This is a genomic window from Caballeronia sp. LZ043 (genome assembly GCF_031451075.1).
Classification (GTDB): Bacteria; Pseudomonadota; Gammaproteobacteria; order Burkholderiales; family Burkholderiaceae; genus Caballeronia.
In genome coordinates this window covers 322,002-338,302 of record NZ_JARUXT010000004.1, presented here as the reverse complement: position 1 = coordinate 338,302, position 16,301 = coordinate 322,002, and the positions used below count along the sequence as shown (strand labels likewise).

Annotated in this window: 16 protein-coding genes; 14 read left to right on the top strand and 2 right to left on the bottom strand. The window is 67.3% G+C overall.

All coding sequences use genetic code 11. The features are described 5' to 3' along the window. The 7 genes from QCE64_RS29015 (at position 1) to QCE64_RS28985 (ending at position 6,117) form a co-directional block, all read left to right on the top strand. Complete coding sequence (locus QCE64_RS29015; RefSeq protein WP_309925762.1) at positions 1-516, top strand: isochorismatase family protein; 516 nt, start codon at positions 1-3, stop codon at positions 514-516. Between the two features lie 60 nt (positions 517-576). Continuing rightward, positions 577-816, top strand: a complete 240-nt coding sequence (locus QCE64_RS29010) for a DUF4148 domain-containing protein (RefSeq protein ID WP_309934459.1) — start codon at positions 577-579, stop codon at positions 814-816. Between the two features lie 332 nt (positions 817-1,148). Further along, positions 1,149-1,841 carry a 2Fe-2S iron-sulfur cluster-binding protein gene (locus tag QCE64_RS29005; RefSeq protein WP_309925759.1) on the top strand — a complete coding sequence of 231 codons (693 nt, stop codon included), beginning with the start codon at positions 1,149-1,151 and terminating at the stop codon, positions 1,839-1,841. 10 nt (positions 1,842-1,851) lie between these two features. Beyond that, positions 1,852-2,841 (top strand): xanthine dehydrogenase family protein subunit M, encoded by a 990-nt coding sequence (locus QCE64_RS29000; protein ID WP_310007637.1) that lies wholly within the window; start codon positions 1,852-1,854, stop codon positions 2,839-2,841. Beyond that, on the top strand, positions 2,838-5,060 hold the full coding sequence (locus tag QCE64_RS28995; protein ID WP_310007635.1) for a xanthine dehydrogenase family protein molybdopterin-binding subunit: 2,223 nt from the start codon (positions 2,838-2,840) through the stop codon (positions 5,058-5,060). Before QCE64_RS29000 ends, QCE64_RS28995 begins: the two co-directional genes overlap by 4 nt. Before the next feature lie 112 nt (positions 5,061-5,172). After that, positions 5,173-5,760, top strand: coding sequence for a nucleotidyltransferase family protein (locus QCE64_RS28990; RefSeq protein WP_310007633.1), 588 nt, complete (start codon positions 5,173-5,175; stop codon positions 5,758-5,760). Positions 5,761-5,922: 162 nt separating this feature from the next. Next, entirely contained in the window at positions 5,923-6,117 is a 195-nt protein-coding gene (locus QCE64_RS28985) for a hypothetical protein (protein ID WP_309909813.1), read from the top strand. A 493-nt stretch (positions 6,118-6,610) separates the two neighbouring features. On the opposite strand, the gene QCE64_RS28980 is transcribed toward QCE64_RS28985, so the two are convergent. Beyond that, positions 6,611-7,321 carry a glycosyltransferase gene (locus tag QCE64_RS28980; protein WP_309934452.1) on the bottom strand — a complete coding sequence of 237 codons (711 nt, stop codon included), beginning with the start codon at positions 7,319-7,321 and terminating at the stop codon, positions 6,611-6,613. Between the two features lie 223 nt (positions 7,322-7,544). Between QCE64_RS28980 and QCE64_RS28975 the strand changes: the two genes are divergently transcribed. The 5 genes from QCE64_RS28975 to QCE64_RS28955 all read left to right on the top strand — a co-directional run bounded on the left by QCE64_RS28975 (position 7,545) and on the right by QCE64_RS28955 (position 12,512). After that, positions 7,545-9,041, top strand: coding sequence for a UdgX family uracil-DNA binding protein (locus tag QCE64_RS28975; protein ID WP_309934451.1), 1,497 nt, complete (start codon positions 7,545-7,547; stop codon positions 9,039-9,041). Positions 9,042-9,175: 134 nt separating this feature from the next. Continuing rightward, positions 9,176-9,691 carry a hypothetical protein gene (locus QCE64_RS28970; protein ID WP_309925744.1) on the top strand — a complete coding sequence of 172 codons (516 nt, stop codon included), beginning with the start codon at positions 9,176-9,178 and terminating at the stop codon, positions 9,689-9,691. Positions 9,692-10,020: 329 nt separating this feature from the next. Further along, the gene (locus tag QCE64_RS28965; RefSeq protein ID WP_310007631.1) at positions 10,021-10,641 is read left to right on the top strand and encodes a glycosyltransferase family 9 protein; all 621 of its coding nucleotides are present in this window, start codon (positions 10,021-10,023) and stop codon (positions 10,639-10,641) included. Positions 10,642-10,681: 40 nt separating this feature from the next. Beyond that, a complete protein-coding gene (locus QCE64_RS28960; protein ID WP_309819430.1) occupies positions 10,682-10,843 on the top strand; it encodes a hypothetical protein in 162 nt (53 codons plus the stop codon). A gap of 127 nt (positions 10,844-10,970) precedes the next feature. Then, complete coding sequence (locus QCE64_RS28955) at positions 10,971-12,512, top strand: methyl-accepting chemotaxis protein (RefSeq protein ID WP_309927486.1); 1,542 nt, start codon at positions 10,971-10,973, stop codon at positions 12,510-12,512. 52 nt (positions 12,513-12,564) lie between these two features. Here the strand turns inward: QCE64_RS28955 and QCE64_RS28950 are convergent, their stop codons facing one another. After that, positions 12,565-14,058 (bottom strand): PLP-dependent aminotransferase family protein, encoded by a 1,494-nt coding sequence (locus QCE64_RS28950; RefSeq protein ID WP_309934449.1) that lies wholly within the window; start codon positions 14,056-14,058, stop codon positions 12,565-12,567. A gap of 145 nt (positions 14,059-14,203) precedes the next feature. Here QCE64_RS28950 and gabT point away from each other — a divergent pair, with 145 nt between their 5' ends. Both gabT and QCE64_RS28940 read left to right on the top strand, forming a co-directional pair. Further along, positions 14,204-15,499, top strand: a complete 1,296-nt coding sequence (gabT, locus tag QCE64_RS28945) for a 4-aminobutyrate--2-oxoglutarate transaminase (RefSeq protein WP_310007629.1) — start codon at positions 14,204-14,206, stop codon at positions 15,497-15,499. Between the two features lie 55 nt (positions 15,500-15,554). Next, a partial coding sequence (locus QCE64_RS28940) for an aldehyde dehydrogenase family protein (protein ID WP_310007627.1) occupies positions 15,555-16,301 on the top strand: 747 nt, incomplete at its 3' end.

Below are 16,301 nucleotides of genomic sequence, written 5' to 3'. Positions count from 1 at the left end.
GTGCTCGTCGTCATCGACATGCAGGCTCGGCTGCTGCCGCATCTCGACGGCGGCGAGCAGTTGACTGGCCGCGTCGCGACGCTGATGCGCGCGGCGCGGTTGCTCGACGTGCCGATGCTCGTCACGGAACAGAATCCGCGCGGCATCGGCGGGACGGCGGACGCCTTGCTCGCTCATTGCGATGCGGCTCGCCGGATCGAGAAACAGACCTTCGACGCCACGCTCGAACCCACCTTTATCGCCGCGCTGCCGCCCGCGCCCGGGCCTTTGTGGATCGCGGGCGCAGAGGCGCATGTCTGCGTGCTGCTGACCGTATTGGGACTGCTGCGGCTCGGCTATCGCGTGGAGTACGTGGCGGACGCCGTGGCGTCGCGCCGTCCCGCCGATCGCGCCATCGCACTGGCGCGCGCGCAGCAGGAAGGCGCGCGGCTCACGACGGTCGAAACCACGCTGTTCAACTGGCTCGGCACCTATGCGCATCCGCGCTTCAGGGAGACGCTCGCGCTGATCAAGTGACCGTGCGACCATGGCGTTCTTCCGCTCGCTTGCCGTTGCACGAAGTCGAAGGAGCGCGCCATGACATTCCCAGTTCGCCCGGCCCTGTGCGCCGGCTGCCTGCTTGCCGCCCAGGCCGTGGCGCAGTCGAATGACACGGCGCCTCCGCAGCCGCAGATGCAAACGCCTCCACGAACGCAAACCCAGCCTGAAGTCACGCCGCCGAGCGCCCCGCTCACCCGGGCGCAAGTCCGCGCGGCGCTCGCCCAGGCCCGTGCCGACGGATCCATCCCTCGCTACGGCAACCCGCCCGGACGTTGAGCGTCGCTCACGAAACTGGCAATTTCGCCATCTTCCAGATGATGTGAAGTGCCGGATTTACCGGAACGTGCAGCTATTACCCGCCTTTGCTCCCGGCCTCGCACGGCAGGTGCGTCACGCACCGCATGGCACCGTACTTGCTGATTGCCAGCCGTCGCGGAGTCGAACGTTCGATCAGCATCGGGCCGAGCGCACGCCCCGCGTATCCCATGCACCGCACAGCACTCGAGCACCCGGCGCACGATGTCGCGTTCCGCCGCGGGCGAATGCCTTCATGAAGACCGGAGACTGTGCAGGCATCCGTCCGAACGAGCGAGGAGCATCGAATCGCCATGTCCCCAGCCAATACACCTTCCCAAGACGCCAGCGAAACCGCGCAGCAGCCATCGCGCCGACGGTTCCTGCAATCGGCCGCGGCGGCCGCCGCCGTGAGCGCCGCGCCGCTCGCGCACGCCCAGCAACAGGCCGCGGCACCGGCGCCCGCCCCGCTGCCGCCCGCCGCCGTGCCGACGCTGCCCGTCACGCTGACCATCAACGGTCATCCCTACGAACTGCAAGTCGAGGCGCGCACCACGCTGCTCGATGCCTTGCGCGAGTACGCCGGTCTCACCGGCACGAAGAAGGGCTGTGATCGCGGCCAGTGCGGCGCCTGCACGGTGATGGTCTCAGGCCGGCGCATCAACTCGTGCCTGACGCTCGCGGTGATGCACGACGGCGAATCCGTCACCACCGTCGAAGGACTCGCGCCCGACGGCGACACGCTCGCGCCGATCCAGCGCGCCTTCATCGAGAAGGACGCCTTCCAGTGCGGCTACTGTACGCCCGGGCAGCTGTGCTCGGCGACGGCGCTCATCGCCGAATACCGTGCCGGCGACGCCAGCGCAGTCACGGCCGACGTGCGCTTCCGCCCCGCGCAGCTGTCCGACGACGAGATCCGCGAGCGCATGAGCGGCAACATCTGCCGCTGCGGCGCGTATCCGAACATTGTCGCGGCGGTGAAGTCGGTCGCCTCCGGCAACGCCTGAGGAGACGCACATGGACGCGATCTCCTATCAGCGCGCCGCCGACATCGGCACGGCGCTGCAGGCAGCGAGCCAGCCCGGCACGATGTTCATCGGCGGCGGCACCAACCTGCTCGATCTCATGAAAGGCGGCGTGATGCGGCCGATGAAGCTTGTCGACATCACGCACATCGCCGCGCTCGACGGCATCAGCACGCTGCCCGACAGCGGCTTGCGCATCGGCGCGCTCGTGCGCAACAGCGACGCCGCGAATCACACGTGGGTCCGCGAGCGCTATCCGCTGCTGTCGCAGGCGCTGCTCGCGGGCGCGTCGGCGCAGTTGCGCAACATGGCGACGGTCGGCGGCAACCTGATGCAGCGCACGCGCTGTTCGTATTTCTATGACCCCGGCTTTCCCCAGTGCAACAAGCGCACGCCGGGCAGCGGCTGCGCGGCGCTCGACGGCCATAACCGCATGCATGCGATTCTCGGCGCGAGCCGTCAGTGCATCGCGACGAATCCCTCCGACATGAACGTCGCGCTTGCCGCGCTGGACGCCGTCGTGCGCGTCACGGGTCCGAACGGCGAGCGGGCCATTCCGTTCGCGGAGTTTCATCGGCTGCCGGGCGAGCGGCCCGATCTCGATACCACCTTGCAGCCCGGCGAGCTGATCACTTCGGTCGATCTGCCGCCGCCGCTGTTTGCCGGACACTCGAAGTACCTGAAGGTGCGGGACCGCGCGAGCTATGCGTTCGCTTTGGTGTCCGTCGCGGCGGCGTTGCAGATGGACGGCAACACGATCCGTCAGGCGCGCATCGCGCTGGGCGGTGTCGCGCACAAGCCGTGGCGCGCGAACGCGGCCGAACAGGCGCTTGCCGGCAAGCCGCTCGATCCGGCCACGCTGCAGGCGGCCGCCGCACTCGCGGTGCAAGGCGCGCAGCCGCAGCGCGACAACGCGTTCAAGGTCACGCTCGCACAACGGGCGATCGTGCGCGCCGTTCAACAGGCCGGAGGTGTCGCATGACTGTCATTGGAAAACCCCTCGACCGTACCGACGGCGTGCTCAAGGTCACCGGCCAGGCCCGCTACAGCGCCGACAACACCGACGCCAAGCTCGCGCACGCAGTGATTGTCACGAGCACGGTCGCGCACGGGCGTATCGCGTCGATCGATACGAACCGCGCACAGTCAATGCCTGGCGTGCTGCTCGTCATGACGTATCAGAACGCCATGCGCCTGCCGAACAACGGCGTCCCCGATGCGCAGCCGCCCGCCGTGCGCAAGCTCACGCTGCTGCAGACCAACGAAGTGCGCTACAGCAACGAACCGGTGGCGGTGGTCGTCGCGGATTCGCTGGAACATGCGCAGGACGCGGCGCGACACGTCGACGTGCGCTACGAGGCTGCGATGCCCAACGCCGATTTCGGGCGCGCGAAGCCTCAGGCCTATCAGCCGGAGAAAATGATGGGCCGCGCGATCACGACACAGCGCGGCGACGTCGAGGCCGGCTTGCGGCAAGGCCCGACGCGTCTGAACGCGGTCTACACGACACCCTATGAACATCACAACCCGATGGAGCCGCACGCCACGCTCGCCCGCTGGGACGGCCCGAAGCTCACGCTCTACGATGCGACCCAGGGCGTCTCCGGCGCGCGCAGCGCGGTCGCGAAGTTCTTCGGCATCGCCGATGACAACGTGCGCGTGATCTGCCCGTTCGTCGGCGGCGGCTTCGGCTGCAAGGGCTCGGTCTGGTCGCATGTCGTGCTGGCCGCGATGGCGTCGAAGCAGACCGGGCGGCCCGTGAAGCTCGTGCTGACGCGGCCGCAGATGTTCGGCATGATCGGCAACCGGCCTTTCACCGAGCAGCGTATCCAGATCAGCGCACGCGGCGACGGCGTCATGACCGGCATGCGTCACGACGTGATCTCCACCACGTCGACCTTCGAGGACTGGACCGAAAGCTCGGCCATCGTCACGCGCATGCTGTACGCGGTGCCCAACCAGTCGACCTCGCACAAGCTGGTGAAGCTCGATATCGGCACGCCGACCTTCATGCGCGCGCCGGGCGAGACGAGCGGCTCGTTCGCGCTCGAAACCGCCATCGACGAAATGGCCTATCAGCTGAAGATGGACCCGCTTGCGTTCCGGGTGAAGAATCACGCAAACATGGAGCCGCAGGAGAAGAAGCCGTGGTCGGAGAAGTCGCTGCTGGAGTGCTATCAGCGCGGCGCCGACACCTTCGGCTGGGCGAAACGGCAGCCCGAGCCGCGTTCGATGCGCGAGGGCAATACGCTGATCGGCTGGGGCGTGGCCACGGCGACGTATCCGGCCAACCGCAGCGAGGCGTCGGCGGTGGCGCGCATCCTGCCGGACGGCACCGCGATGGTCGCCTCGGGCACGCAGGATCTCGGCACCGGCACCTACACGATCATGACGCAGGTGGCCGCCGACGCGCTCGGCTTTCCACCCGATTACGTGCGCTTCGCACTCGGCGATTCCTCGCTGCCGAAAGCGCCGGTGTCGGGCGGCTCGCAATCGGCGGCGAGCGTGTCGCCGGCGGTGCGGGCGGCGTCGCTGCAGGCGCGCGACCAGCTCATCGCAATGGCGCTCGCGGATCGCGGCTCCCCCGTCGCGGGCCTGGCGCGCGAGGACGTCACGGTGAACAACGGCTGGGTCGTGAGCCTGTCGAACCCCGAGCGGCGCGATCCGGCGGCGGCGGTCATCGCGCGCAACGGCGGCAAGGCCATCGAGGCAATGGCCACCGCGCGCCCCGGCGACGAGAAAAAGCAGTACGCGTTCCACTCCTTCGGCGCGGTGTTCGCGGAAGTGCATGTGGATGCCGAACTGGGCATCATCCGCGTGCCGCGCATCGTCGGGGTGTATGACGTCGGCACGCTGCTCAATCGGAAGACCGCGCACAGTCAGTTGATGGGCGGCATCGTGTGGGGCGTCGGCTCGGCGCTGATGGAAAAGAGCGAGCTCGATGCACGCTATGGCCGCTATACCAACGCCAACCTCGCCGAGTATCACGTGCCGGTGAACGCGGATATCGGCACGCTCGACATTGCCTTCGTCGAACATCCCGATCCGCTGATCAATCCGCTCGGCGCGCGCGGCATCGGGGAGATCGGCATCACGGGCGTGGCGGGCGCGCTCGGCAACGCGGTGTATCACGCAACGGGCATCCGCGTGCGCGACCTGCCGATCACGCTCGATACGCTTCTGCCTTCGACGCAGGCGTGATAGCTGAGCAAAATGCGCGGTGGCGCCTCGGCCCGCCGCGCATTTTTTTGTGCTTGCGGCGCACTTCGATGCGCCGCACAATCGCCGTTCGACCCCCATACGAGCAGCCGCGATGACCTATTCGTCGAGCGCGACCGGCGTCCTGCTGGCCGCGGGCCTGGGCACCCGCTTCGATCCCTCCGGCATTCACAACAAGCTGCTCGCCCCGCTGCCCGACGGCACGCCCGTTGTGTTCCAGTCGGCGCGGCGACTACTGGCGGTGGCGTCGGAAGTCATCGCCGTCGTGCGGCCCGGCGCGGAGAAACTGGCCGATGTGCTGAACGAAGCAGGCTGCGGCGTCATCTTCAGCATCGACGCCGAACGCGGCATGGGCGCCACGCTCGCCGCGGCCGTGCGCGCCACCTCGGAAGCCGATGGCTGGCTCGTCGCGCTGGGCGACATGCCGTGGATCGAAGCCGCGACGTATGAAGCCGTCGCCCGCGCACTCGACGGCGGCGAGCCGCTGGTCGCGCCCGGCTATTGCGGCCAGCGCGGTCATCCGGTGGGCTTCGGTCTGACGCATCGGGACGCGCTCATGGCGCTCGACGGCGACGCCGGCGCGCGTGGACTCTTCGTCCTGCATGAGCCTTTTATCGTGGATGCCGGCGACCCGAACGTGCTGCGCGACATCGATGTGCCCGGCGATCTCGGAGCCGTCTGAAGCGGTTCAGTGCCGGCGTGTACGCACCCTCTGTCGGGTTGTCTGAAAAGCGCTTGGCCATTGAGCTGAATTGATTCGGACCGTTTATCAAATGGTAGGATCAATTTCAATCGCGCGGCATTCCGGCGGCGCGGCGCACCCCTTCGGGGAAGAGAGCACCACATGACAATCCGGCGCGAAATGCGGCGCGTGGCCAACGCGTTCGCCTCCGTTTTTTCCATTTATCCGCGTACCGATTACCTGGCGAATCGTCCGCGCAAATCGCCTGCCGAGATGATGGACGACGCGTGGCAGAGAACCATGTCGGACTTCGACAGGACCTTGAACGGCTATGGACAGCGTCAGCGGAACCGCTGAGGAGACGCGCATTCGTTACGTCGCGCATGCGGCTCGGAGCGAAAGGGCTGAACCCGTGTCTGGACTGGATCAGTCGTCAGGCCAAGCATTGAGTCCGGCCTCGGTCATGGTCGCGGTCCAGGCGCATTCGTTCCGCGGACCCATGCCGTCGCCTGACTATCTTGCGCAGTACGACCGGATCATGCCGGGCGCAGGTCGAATGATCGTCGAGGACTTCAGATGAACGGTCAGCACACGCGGCACATGGAATCCATGAACGCGCGCGGCTCTATCCGCAAGGACGCCCGCGCGCAATTCATCGCAGGCATTCTCGTGCTGATCGGGTTCGGGCTCGTCTACAGCTGGCCGAAAAAGAGCATGACGGCGTTGCCATCGCGGTGGCGGTCACGCTCCTCGTCAGCGTGCTCACGGCGTTCCTCACCGGTACGGTCATGAGGGGCAGCCGTGAAGCAAGGCACAGAGGGAAACCTGAAGATCCGGCCCAGCGGGTTCCTCAGGCCGCAATCGCCGCGGCATCGTTTGAATCGCCGGCATCGGACACCGCCGGCAGATAGCGCTTGCTGACCTCGAGCAAGGTCGCGCCAAAGCCTTTTTGCGCACGGAAGTCCGTTCTCGCGCTCGTCACCACACGAGGCATCGCGCTCCATTCAATCTTCGCGCCGCTCGCCATCAGCGCTTCCACCAGCGCCACGTCCTCGCTCGATTCCAGCGGCGGAAAACCGCCCGCGCGCAGATAAGCCTGCGCTGATACGCCCAGATTCGCGCCATGGATATGCCGATGCCCATCCGCATCCATGTAGGTGCGCCCAAAGTGCTCCCGCACGGCGTGAATATGCGGCGACCAGTCGTGTACGCCGATCACGCCGCAGACGGCATCGGCGTGACAGTCGAGCTGCCGCACGAGCCAGTCTTCCGCGACCGTCGTGTCGGCATCCGTGAAGGCCAGCCAGCGCGCGCCCAACTCGAGCGCGAGCGCCGCGCCGTGAGCGCGCGCCCGGCCGACATTGCGGGCATCGATCGATACCACCTGCGCGCCGTGCGCCAGCGCAATGTCGCCGGTCTGGTCAGTGCAGCTGTCGAGCACGACGATCACGCGCACCGGTTCGCCGGACAGTTGATGACACGTCGCGGCGCGGCATGCCGCCGCCACGCTGGCGCCGATATGCGCAGCTTCGTTGTGGGCAGGAATGATGATGGCCAGCATGACGGCTCCGTAGGTTGATCGATGGCGCGACGCTTCAGGCGTCGAATAAAAACAATCGAACGCCGCGACAGATCGATTTCAGCAATGACCGTACCCATGGCCCCTGCCTGTCCGGGCGCGGAGTCGGCAAAGGGCACGATCGTCCCGAGATAGTTGCCTTAAGCCAATGGTCGTCGCTAGAATACTGTATGGATATACAGTACTTTTCCGATCCCGTTCGCCGATGAAAAGCGTCACCCTCGATCCGTCGTTTGCCGCGTGGCGCACCGAAGCACGCACTCTCCTCACGCAAGGCTTGCGTCCCGAGGAGGTGCTCTGGTGTGAATCGGACGCATCGGCCACGGTGTTCGGCACGATCCAGTCGTCGGCCGGCGCCACGGGCCCGGACGCGAAGCAGCCGGTCAGGATCGCCCGCGAATTCCTGGCCATGCTGGAGACGGCCGCGTGCTATCGCGCGCCGGATCGCTGGCCGTTCCTGTACAAGGCGCTGTGGCGCTGGACCCAGGGCGACCGCGCCATCGCGTCCCGGGAGGATGCCGACGGCCTGCGCCTGCGCCGGATGATCGAAGCGGTCGAGGCCGAGGAAAACACGATGCGCCGCGTGCTGCGCTTCAGGCATCGCGACTCGTCGCTCGGGCCGCCGGAGTTCATCAGCTGGTTCGAGCCCGTGCACGATCTGCTGGAGCATGCCGCCATGCATTTCGCCACCCGCATGGGCAGCGCCACCTGGATGATCGCCACGCCGCACGGCGCCGCCTTCTGGGACGGCGCGCTGCTGCGCGTCGACCGCACGAGCGAGCCGGAAGAAAAGCCGATGGACTTCGGCGACACCGCCATGAGTGGCGAGGCGGTCAGCGGCGACGCCATCGAGGCGCTCTGGCTCGCGTACTACGAGAGCACCTTCGCGCCGGCCCAGGCGAATGCCGCCGAAATGGCCTCGCACATGCCGGTGCGCTACTGGAAAAGTCCGTCGAACGAACGCGCCGATCCCGCGCTGATTGCCCGCGCCGATCCGTACTCGCGGCGCGACGGCCATCCGCGCAACGTGCCGTCTGACATGGAAGTGACGCTCAATACGGACCGGGAGCCGGTGAAGGGCACGATCCTGAACGCGCCGCCCTCGCTCGACGCCTGCCGGCGCTGCGCGCTCTGGCGCAACGCCACGCAGCCGGTGCCGGGCGTCGGGCCGGCCGGCGCGCGGGTGATGCTGGTCGGCGAGCAGCCGGGCGACCAGGAAGATCGCGAGGGCAAGCCGTTCGTCGGGCCGTCGGGCAAGCTGCTCGACGAAGCCATCGCCGAGGCGTCGCTCGCGCGCGAATCGCTCTATCTGACCAACGCGGTGAAACACTTCAAGTGGGAAGCGCACGGCGACGAGCGCGCGCACGTCGCGCCCGCCCAGCGTGAGCGCGAAGCCTGCCGCTTCTGGCTGGAGGAGGAACTGGCGCGCATCGGGCCGAAAGTGGTCGTCGCGCTGGGCGCCACCGCGCTGAAGGCGCTCACCGGGCATCGCACGGCGCTGTCCGAATATCTCGGCAAGACCATCGAGCACAAGGGGCGCATCATCGTGCCGACCTATCACCCGTCGTATCTGCTGCGCCTGACCGACGAAAAAGTGCGCGCGGAAGTGCTCGGGACGATAGTCGAGGCGCTGGTGTTCGCGCAGCAGATCGCCGACGGCACCGCGACGATCCGTACCCCGGTCAAAGAGCGCACGCGCTGACGGCGCACCCGTTGCGCGCCTTTCAGGCGTCCAAGTGCAACAGGAAGCAACAGGAGAAACAAGACGAAAGAGCCGTCAACGATCCTGTAAGCCGCGCGTTAATATCGATGTCGCGTCGATCCCGGCGCTCACCGATGGTTACGACCACAACTTACATGGCCGCTCTCCCGCTTCAGGAACTCCACCGTCAACAATCGCTGCTGGCGCTCGTGCCGAAGTCGGCCGGGCAGCTGAAGACCGAGCGGGAACGCCTCGTCATCCGCGCGCAGTGGCTGTTGAATCTCACCATCGCCGTGGCGCTCGCCGGTGCGGCGCTCATCGCCTGGCTGCCGTTCTCGCCGGTGCCCCACGAATTCCGTTTCGGCGTGCAGGAAGTGCTCGCGGTCGCCGTGTTCGCGTCCTGCCTGTTCATCCTGCATGAGCGCGCCGAGCTTTCGCTGGGCCTCTACGACTACGAACCCGTCGAGCAGACGACCCAGGGCGAATTGCGCGCGTTGCTGCATCGCGTGCCCGAAGGCACGTCGTATCAGGAAGCGCTCGCCGCCGACAACCGCACTTTCGTGACCGGCGAAATCGAAGGCATTCGCCGCCGCGCCGAAGCGTTCGTGCCGAAAGCCCTGCCCGCCGACGACGGCAACGCCGAAACCTGATTCCCCGCTTCCGCCGTACAACGTCTCCGTAAAAGCCGCCGCCTCGCCTTGACGAGGCAGCGGCTTTTTTACGCTCCACGACTGACTCCCGCTCCACACCGGCCCGCCTTGACGCGCGCCGCCGCTGCTCCTTCAATATCTGTCAGAGCCGTCTTCGACCAGACTGTCACGCGCGCCGTTGCACTTCGTGCACGTCACGGCGCGCGTTTGAAAGCATCGGCACACGCCATGCGCACGCGCCGGCCCGGGCATGGACGGTGCTTGCCCGCTCCAGCCACCGCGTCATCGCGGACGATCCAACGAGGCCCACGCCACTTGCAGGAGCCAGGATGCGAGCCAATCCCCTTTCCATCATGAGCGACGAACTCTCCCCGGCATTGCTGCCCGACACGCCGGGCGCGCCTCATGTCAGGTCCCGCGCGGAGGGTGCAGCCCCTCCGCCCGACACCGAATACGACGAACTCGCCGCGTTACATGGCATCGAGCAGGAGCGGCTGGTGTTGCTGCATCCGGGCAGTCACGGCGCGCCGCCGGCCTGGCCCGCCGAGCGTTACGCCGATCTCGCCGACCAGCTCGCCGCCGATGGCTGGCAGATCGCCATCGTCGGCGATGCGCCCGATCCCGTGCGCACGGGCGGCGTGCTGGGCGCGATGCAGACGGCCGCGCTGTTCCTGGCGGGCGCGGTCGCGCCGCGCGTGCTGCCGCGCCTGATCGCCCATGCGCGCCTGCTGGTGTCGGACGACGCCGCGCCGGCTTCCTCGGCCGCCGTGTCGCCGGTCGCCATGGCCCGCGCGCTCGGCACGCCGCACATCGTGCTCGCGGAGCACCCGCGCGACACGACCAGCGACGCCATCACGGCCCGCGCCCGCGCCCTCCTCTCGGACGCAGGCGGCGCGCATCCCGGCGCGCCGTTCACGCTGCACATGCCGGCCGCACCCCAATCCGCGTGACGAGGCCGTCCGCGCGCCGAACCGTCTTTCGAGGGACACCATGAAAATCGACCTGCAGACCAATCCCGTCCCGGATCCTGTCGCGGACCCGAACCGCGATCCGGAAGCCGATCCGCTGACGCCGCCGTCGCCGGGACATCGTCCGGACGAACCGCAGCATCCCGATGCACCGCCGGACAAGGATCCGATCCGCCGCTTCTGAACGCGCCCGGAACCCGCGGGTTTTCCCCGCCCTCATGACGCCGCCGCGCCTGCCGTAAAGCGGGCATGCGGCGGCATGCGCCGTCGCAACCGACAATACCAAGAGGCGGCAGGCGCACATGAACAGAATGACGTTGAACAGGAAGCTCGGCTCGATGATCGCCGTGCTGTGGATCGGCTTGATTGCGATCGGGATCATCGGGGCGTGGCAGAACCGGTCGTCGATGATCGAGGACCGCAAGGAACAGTTGAAGACCCTCGTCAACGAAGCGCACGCCATCACCGCGCACTACGCCGCGCTCGCGGCCGACAAGACCCTCACCGAAGAAGAAGCCAAAAAGCGCGCGCTGGACGTGGTCGGCGCGATCCGCTACGGCGCGGACGGCTATCTCTCGATCAACGATTCGCATCCGAAAATGGTGATGCATCCGATCAAGCCCGCGATGAACGGACAGGACCTGTCCGGTTACACGGACCCGGCGGGCAACCGCCTGTTCGTCGATATCGTCAAGGCCGGCGATCAGGCGGGCGGCGGCTTCATCAGCTACCTGTGGCCGAAGCCGGGCAGCGACAAGCCGGTCGGCAAGATGTCCTACTCGCAGCGCTTCGCGCCGTGGGACTGGTACATCGTCACCGGGATGTACATGGACGACGTGCAAAGCGCCTTCTGGGCGAGCGCGCTGCGCTGGCTCGCGATCACGGCGGTGCTCGGCGGCATCGCGACGGCCGCGATGCTGATCGTCCTGCGCAGCATCCGGCGCAATCTCGGCGGGGAGCTGGAACTCGCGGTCGGCGCGGCGCACCGCATCGCGCGCGGCGACCTGACAAGCGCCGTCGACGTGCATCCGGACGACACCACCAGCCTGCTGCACGCGCTCGGCATCATGCAGCGCGGTCTGGTCGAAACGGTCTCGCGCGTGCGCAACGGCACCGAGAACATCAATGTCGGCGCATCGGAAATCGCGGCGGGCAACACGGATCTCTCGCAACGCACCGAGGAACAGGCGGCTGCGCTCGTGCAGACCGCGTCGAGCATGGACGAGATGACCGCCAACGTGAAGAACAACGCCGAAAGCGCCGCGCAGGCCGCGCGCCTCGCCGAGCAGGCAGCGGACGTGGCGACGCGCGGCAGCGGCGTCGTCGACGACGTGATCGACACCATGACGCGCATCACCGCCAGCTCGCGGCAGATTGGCGACATCATCGGCGTGATCGACGGCATCGCGTTCCAGACCAATATCCTCGCGCTCAACGCGGCCGTCGAAGCGGCGCGCGCGGGCGAACAGGGCCGCGGCTTCGCGGTCGTCGCGGCGGAAGTGCGCAGCCTCGCGCAGCGTTCCGCCACGGCCGCCAAGGAAATCAAGGCGCTGATCGAAACCTCGACGCAGACGGTGGAACGCGGCGCGTCGCTGGTGTCGAACGCGGGCGCGACGATGGGCGAGATCGTCCAGTCGGTGCGCCGCGTGAACGAGATTCTCGACGAGATCAGCCACGCATCACGCGAGCAGAGCGCGGGCATCGAGCAGGTGAACCGTGCAGTGGTCGAGATGGATCAGGTCACGCAGCAGAACGCCGCGCTGGTCGAACAGGCGGCCGCCGCCGCGCACTCGCTGAAGGATCAGGCGGATGTGCTGCGCGAGGCGATCGGCAGTTTCAGGCTGCCTGCCTGAGTCACCTAAAAGCGGTGAAAAGCGCACGACGTGTCGTGCGCTTTTTTTTCGTTCAGCGCAGGAAGCGGTCGATCACGTCCGCGAGCACGGCGAAAGATGGCGCGATGTCCTCGTCCGGCACGCACGCATAGCCGATCAGCAGGCCCGACTCCGCCTCCGGCCGATGCGCGTAATACCCCGACAGCGGCCGCACGACGATATTCGCGGCCAGCGCCGCCGCGGCAACGGCGCGATCGTCGATTTCCTTCGGCAGCCTGAGCACCAGATGCAGCCCGGCATCGCCGCCGGCGATGGCAAGCGTCTCGCCATAGCGCGCGGCGATGGTGGCGAGCATCACGTCGCGGCGCTGGCCATAGAGGACGCGCATGCGCCGGATATGCGACGTGAAGTGTCCCTGTTCGATGAACTCGGCCAGCACGGCCTGCTGCAGGAGCTGTCCCTCGCGATACAACTCGGCGCTCGCGGTCGCGAAACTCTCCGCGAGCGCTTCCGGCACCACCACGTAACCCACGCGCAATCCCGGGAACAGCGTCTTTCCGAAGCTGCCGACGTAAATCACCTGCCCGCCCGTGTCCATGCCCTGCAGCGAGGCGAGCGGACGGCTGCCGTAGCGGAACTCGCTGTCGTAATCGTCCTCGATGATCCAGCAGCGATGCTGGCGCGCGTATTCCAGCAGCATGCGGCGGCGCGCGAGGCTCATCACCATGCCGAGCGGATATTGGTGCGACGGCGTGACGAGCATCAGACGCGGCGGCGCGGCGAGATCGGCGGGCGTCGGCGCGATGCCTTCCGCATCGACCGGAATCGCCTTCAGGTCCAGCCCGGACACCTGCAGCACGCTGCGCACGCCCCAATAACAGGGATCTTCGGTCCAGATGGTGTCGCCGGCGTCGGCGAGCAGGCGCGTGGCGAGATCGATCGACTGATGGATGCCAGTCGTCACGACGATCTGTTCCGGCGTGCAGCGCACCGACCGCGACGTGCGCAGATAGTCCGCGAGCGCATGGCGCAGACCGGCGTGGCCGCCGCCGGGCGCATAGGTCAGCAGATCGGGCTGTGGACGGCGCCAGTATTTCGCGTGCAGCCGGTTCCACACACGCGACGGGAACCGCGACACGTCCGGCACGCCCGGCATGAATGCGCCGCCCTGCCGCTTCGAGACGCCCGCGCCCGCGATCAGCCGCGTACCGCGTGCCGAAAGCGCCGGTTGCTCAGCCTCGATGGCGGACGGCAAGGCGGCGGGCGGTGTGTCGTCGAAGAGGATTTCGTCGGGCGCGCCGTCGGTGACGAAGGTGCCGCGCCCCGTCGCCGACGACACGTAGCCTTCAATGGCGAGTTGCTCGTAGACCTGCGTCACCGTATTGCGTCCGATGCCCAGCTCCGCCGCCAGCAGCCGCGACGACGGCACCTTCGCGCCCGCCGCGAGCTCGCGCGTGAGGATCGCCTGCTGGAGAAGCTGGTGCAGTTGCCGGTAGACCGGCTGACCATTGCCCCGCTCGATCCGCTGGGCCAGCCAGTCCGACAACACGCTGGCACGATTGGACATCCGATTGGCCCCTATAGATTTATTGAAATGGCTCTGAACTTGAGGGCCAAATCTTACTATAGTCATCGCATCGTCCCGTGGGCCATCTGGCCTGCCGGACCCTCTCGCCGCAGCCGAAACGCCCCGTCCATCCAAGGAGATCCCCGTGAGCACCCCCGTCAAGAACGCAGACCTGCAAGCCCGCAAAAACGCCGCAACCCCGCGCGGCGTCGGCGTGATGTGCGATTTCTACGCGGCGCGCGCCGAGAACGCGGAACTGTGGGACGTCGAGGGCCGCCGCTTCATCGACTTCGCGGCGGGCATCGCCGTCTGCAACACCGGGCATCGTCATCCGAAGATCGTCGAGGCGATCCGCGCCCAACTCGACTGCTTCACCCATACCGCGTACCAGATCGTGCCTTACGAGTCGTACGTATCGCTCGCCGAGAAGATCGCCGCCCGCGCGCCCGGCGCGCATCCGAAGAAGACCGCGTTCTTCACGACCGGCGCGGAAGCCGTCGAGAACGCCGTGAAGATCGCGCGCGCCGCGACCGGCCGTCCGGGCGTGATCGCGTTCACCGGCGGCTTCCACGGCCGCACGCTGATGGGCATGGCGCTCACCGGCAAGGTCGCGCCGTACAAGATCGGCTTCGGGCCGTTCCCGTCGGACGTGTTCCACGCGCCGTTCCCCAATCCGCTGCACGGCGTCTCGGTGGAAGACTCGCTGCGCGCCATCGAACACCTCTTCAAGGCCGACATCGAAGCCGCGCGCATCGCCGCGATCATCTTCGAACCCGTGCAGGGCGAGGGCGGTTTCTATCAGGCGCCGGTGGAATTCGTGCGCGCGCTGCGCCGCCTTTGCGACGAGCACGGCATCCTCCTGATCGCCGATGAAGTGCAGACCGGCTTCGCACGCACCGGCAAGCTCTTCGCGATGGAGCACTACGGCGTCGCGCCGGATCTGATGACCATCGCGAAGTCGCTCGCGGGCGGCATGCCGCTGTCGGGTGTCGTCGGCCGGGCGGAGATCATGGACGCAGCCGCGCCCGGCGGTCTCGGCGGCACCTATGCGGGCAATCCGCTGGCGGTGGCGGCGGCGCACGCGGTGCTCGACATCATCGACGGAGAAAAGCTGTGCGAACGCGGCGCGGCGCTCGGCGACAAGCTGAAGGCCAAGCTGGAAGCGCTCAAGGCTGACGTCCCGCAGATTGCCGATGTGCGCGGCCCGGGCGCGATGGTGGCCGCGGAGTTCTGCAAGCCCGGCACGCATGACGCCGACGCCGCCTTCGCCAAGCACGTGCAGACGCGCGCGCTGGAGCGTGGCTTGCTGCTGCTGGTGTGTGGCGTGTATTCGAACGTGGTGCGTTTCCTGTTCCCGCTGACGATCCAGAACGAGGTGTTCGACGAAGCGCTGGGCATCCTGGAAGACGTGCTGACGGAAACGGTCGGCGCCACGGTGTGACGATCGAAGGCATGATCGACCCACGCTCCCGATCAATCGCAAAGGATTCGCAGAAATGAGCCTGAAAGACCAACTGAAAGACCCGACCCTGCTGCGTCACGCAGCCTACATCGACGGCGAATGGCAGCAGGCCGACAACGGCGCGACCTTCGATGTGGTGAATCCCGCGACAGGTGAATCGCTCGGCGCTGTGCCGAAGATGGGCACGGCTGAAACGCGCCGCGCGATCGATGCAGCGAACGCTGCGTGGCCCGCCTGGCGCAAGAAGACCGCGAAGGAACGCGCGGCCGTGATGCGCAAGTGGTTCGACCTGATGACGGAAAACGCCGATGACCTCGCGCTGATCCTCACCACCGAACAAGGCAAGCCGCTCGCCGAGGCCAAGGGCGAAATCGGCTACGCGGCGTCGTTCATCGAATGGTTCGCGGAAGAAGGCAAGCGCGTCGCCGGCGATACGCTCGCCACTCCGGCAGCGGACAAACGCATTGTCGTGACGAAGGAGCCGATCGGCGTATGCGCGGCGATCACTCCCTGGAACTTTCCGGCAGCAATGATCACCCGCAAGGTCGGCCCCGCGCTCGCAGCCGGTTGCCCGATCGTGGTGAAACCAGCAGAAGCCACCCCGTTCTCGGCCTTCGCAATGGCCGTGCTCGCCGAACGCGCCGGCATTCCGAAGGGCGTGCTGAGCATCCTCACCGGCGATCCGAAAGCCATCGGCGAGGAAATGACCGGCAATCCGATCGTGCGCAAGCTCTCGTTCACCGGCTCCACCGCCGTCGGCCGACTGCTGATGGCGCAAAGC

Coding starts and splice junctions, on each gene's coding strand:
- QCE64_RS29010 (WP_309934459.1), top strand. CDS start 577: ATGACATTCCCAGTTCGCCCGGCCCTGTGCGCCGGCTGCCTGCTTGCC.
- QCE64_RS29005 (WP_309925759.1), top strand. CDS start 1,149: ATGTCCCCAGCCAATACACCTTCCCAAGACGCCAGCGAAACCGCGCAG.
- QCE64_RS29000 (WP_310007637.1), top strand. CDS start 1,852: ATGGACGCGATCTCCTATCAGCGCGCCGCCGACATCGGCACGGCGCTG.
- QCE64_RS28995 (WP_310007635.1), top strand. CDS start 2,838: ATGACTGTCATTGGAAAACCCCTCGACCGTACCGACGGCGTGCTCAAG.
- QCE64_RS28990 (WP_310007633.1), top strand. CDS start 5,173: ATGACCTATTCGTCGAGCGCGACCGGCGTCCTGCTGGCCGCGGGCCTG.
- QCE64_RS28985 (WP_309909813.1), top strand. CDS start 5,923: ATGACAATCCGGCGCGAAATGCGGCGCGTGGCCAACGCGTTCGCCTCC.
- QCE64_RS28980 (WP_309934452.1), bottom strand. CDS start 7,321: ATGCTGGCCATCATCATTCCTGCCCACAACGAAGCTGCGCATATCGGC.
- QCE64_RS28975 (WP_309934451.1), top strand. CDS start 7,545: ATGAAAAGCGTCACCCTCGATCCGTCGTTTGCCGCGTGGCGCACCGAA.
- QCE64_RS28970 (WP_309925744.1), top strand. CDS start 9,176: ATGGTTACGACCACAACTTACATGGCCGCTCTCCCGCTTCAGGAACTC.
- QCE64_RS28965 (WP_310007631.1), top strand. CDS start 10,021: ATGCGAGCCAATCCCCTTTCCATCATGAGCGACGAACTCTCCCCGGCA.
- QCE64_RS28960 (WP_309819430.1), top strand. CDS start 10,682: ATGAAAATCGACCTGCAGACCAATCCCGTCCCGGATCCTGTCGCGGAC.
- QCE64_RS28955 (WP_309927486.1), top strand. CDS start 10,971: ATGACGTTGAACAGGAAGCTCGGCTCGATGATCGCCGTGCTGTGGATC.
- QCE64_RS28950 (WP_309934449.1), bottom strand. CDS start 14,058: ATGTCCAATCGTGCCAGCGTGTTGTCGGACTGGCTGGCCCAGCGGATC.